The organism is Acidisphaera sp. L21 (genome assembly GCF_009765685.1).
Classification (GTDB): Bacteria; Pseudomonadota; Alphaproteobacteria; order Acetobacterales; family Acetobacteraceae; genus LMUY01.
In genome coordinates this window covers 248,594-250,697 of the sequence record NZ_LMUY01000015.1, presented here as the reverse complement: position 1 = coordinate 250,697, position 2,104 = coordinate 248,594, and the positions used below count along the sequence as shown (strand labels likewise).

Below are 2,104 nucleotides of genomic sequence, written 5' to 3'. Positions count from 1 at the left end.
GGCTGGTGCCGTTGGATGAAGGGCTGGGGCAACAGGTCGCCATCGCGCCGGGCAACGCGGCGGCGTTCAGCTTCACCCTGTCCAAAGCAGCGACCATCGGCGTCGGCGTGCGGGCGGCGCCGGATCGGGTGTCGGCGCGTCTGCTGGACGCAACCGGCGCCGTGCTGGGCGACGGCGTCGCGCAATTGCGGCCGCTGAAGGCTGGCGAGTACGTGCTGGAGGCGCGGGTGCCCGCGGATGCCGCGCCAACGGTGCTGCGACCGGCGCTGATTGGCATCACGCCGCGGGGCAACGGGCCGCCGCCGGATGTGGTGCAGACCTACCTCGAACTCGTCGGCATGAAGCCGCAGGGAACACCGTGATGCGCCGGACTCTTCTCGCCTCCCTGGCCTCCCTGGCCGCCCTGCTGCTGGCCGTTCCTGCCGGGGCGCAAACGCCGCCCCAACTGGACCGGCTGCAGCGGGCGGATGGCGCGCGTGTCGTGCCCGACCATTTTCTGCGGCGGTGGGACCCGGTGACCGTGCTATTCCCGAATGCCACCGGGCCGGCCAATGGCGGTGGGGAGGACCATCCGGAGCGGTTCGCCACGCTGGTCCCCGCCAAGCCCGGCGCCTGGACTTGGCTGACGCCAACCACCCTGCAATTCCGACCGACCGAGCCGTGGGAGCCGCTGCGGCGCGAGACGATCACGGTGGGAAGCGCCGCCACCACGCTGGTGCCGCTGCTGCCGGTTCCGACCTCCACCGGGCCCTCGAACGGCGATAACGGGACGCCGGATCTGGATACGATCGCGCTGAGCTTCGACCAGCCGGTGGATCTGGGCGCGCTTGGGCGGCTGCTGACGATCGAGTTGAAGCCGCAACCCGGCGTTACCACCGGGGGCACCGAAACCCTGCGCTCCGGCGATTTCGACCTGCGCCCGGTCGAGCGGGCCAATCGTGGCGATGCGCAGACCGTGCTGGTGGTGCTGAAGCACCCGGTGGCGGATGGCCGGGTCGCCACGCTGCGCCTGCGCCTGTCGGACGAGCCGGGGATGGACGACCCGATCTTCGAGATTGCGATGCGCTCCGCCGCGCCATTCCGTCTGTCGGATACGTATTGCGGCGAAAGCTACAACCACTCGGTTACCGACGGTGTCACGGTGTGCGACCCGTCCTCCAGCGACGCGGCGCAACCGCGGCGGCTGGTGCTGCAATTCTCCGCCACGCCGGCGGCGCTGAACATCGTGCAGGCGCGCAACGTGCTGCGGATGACGCCGCCAGTGGATGATCTGTCGGTGTCGATCGGCGACAACAACGAGATGCAGGTCGGCGGCAAGTTCGCGGCGGCGCAAGTGTATCAGCTGCATATCGACGCAGGCGCCATCAGCGACACCCGGCAGCGACTGCTGGCGGGTGCGGTGGATGCGCGCGTGTCGTTCAACGCGGGCACGCCAGCGCTGAATTGGGACGTGCCGCAGGGCATCGTGGAACGGCTTGGCCCGCAAATGGTGCCGTTGCGCGGCCATGGGTATGATCGGGCGGATGTCCGGGTCTATGCGATCGACCCGCTGAGCCGCGATTTCTGGCCGTTCCCGCGCACCGGGCTGACCACGAGCGACGATCGCGCCCCGCCGCTGCCGGGCAACGAGCCGGCGCATTACCTGCAGCCAGCCGCGATCACCGGGGATGAGATGGCGCGGCGTGTCCTGGCGCTGGGGTCGCCGGCGGCCAGCGAGTTGATGGCGCTGCCGATCCATCGGGGCGGCGTCGATGCCAAGTTCGGGCTGGATCTGGCACCCACACTGGCGAAGATCGCCGGGCCGAAGCAGCCCGGCACGTATCTCGTCGGGCTGCGCACGGTGGATGGTGCGACACGGCGCTGGGCCCGGCTGCAGGTGACGGATCTGTCGCTGACGGGTGTGGAGGAGGCGGATCGGGTTCGGTTCGCGGTTACCTCGTTGGCCAGCACCCAGCCGGTGGCGGGCGCAGAGATCCATCTGGACGGGCTGCGTGACGGGCGGTTCGTGACGCTGGCGCAGGGGACCACGGCGGCGGATGGCAGTTGGACCATGCCCGCCCCGCTGGCGACGGGCCGCAACGGCGACCAGGCGGATATCCGCCGC

Annotated in this window: 1 protein-coding gene and 1 pseudogene; both read left to right on the top strand. The window is 70.3% G+C overall.

From position 1 onward, the window contains the following. The coding region (locus GSQ76_RS04275; protein WP_158742660.1) for a hypothetical protein at nt 1–362 on the top strand (362 nt) is incomplete at its 5' end. Beyond that, nucleotides 362–2,104 (top strand): annotated as a pseudogene (locus GSQ76_RS04270) (alpha-2-macroglobulin); the annotation flags it as partial. The gene GSQ76_RS04275 and the pseudogene GSQ76_RS04270, both read left to right, overlap by 1 nt.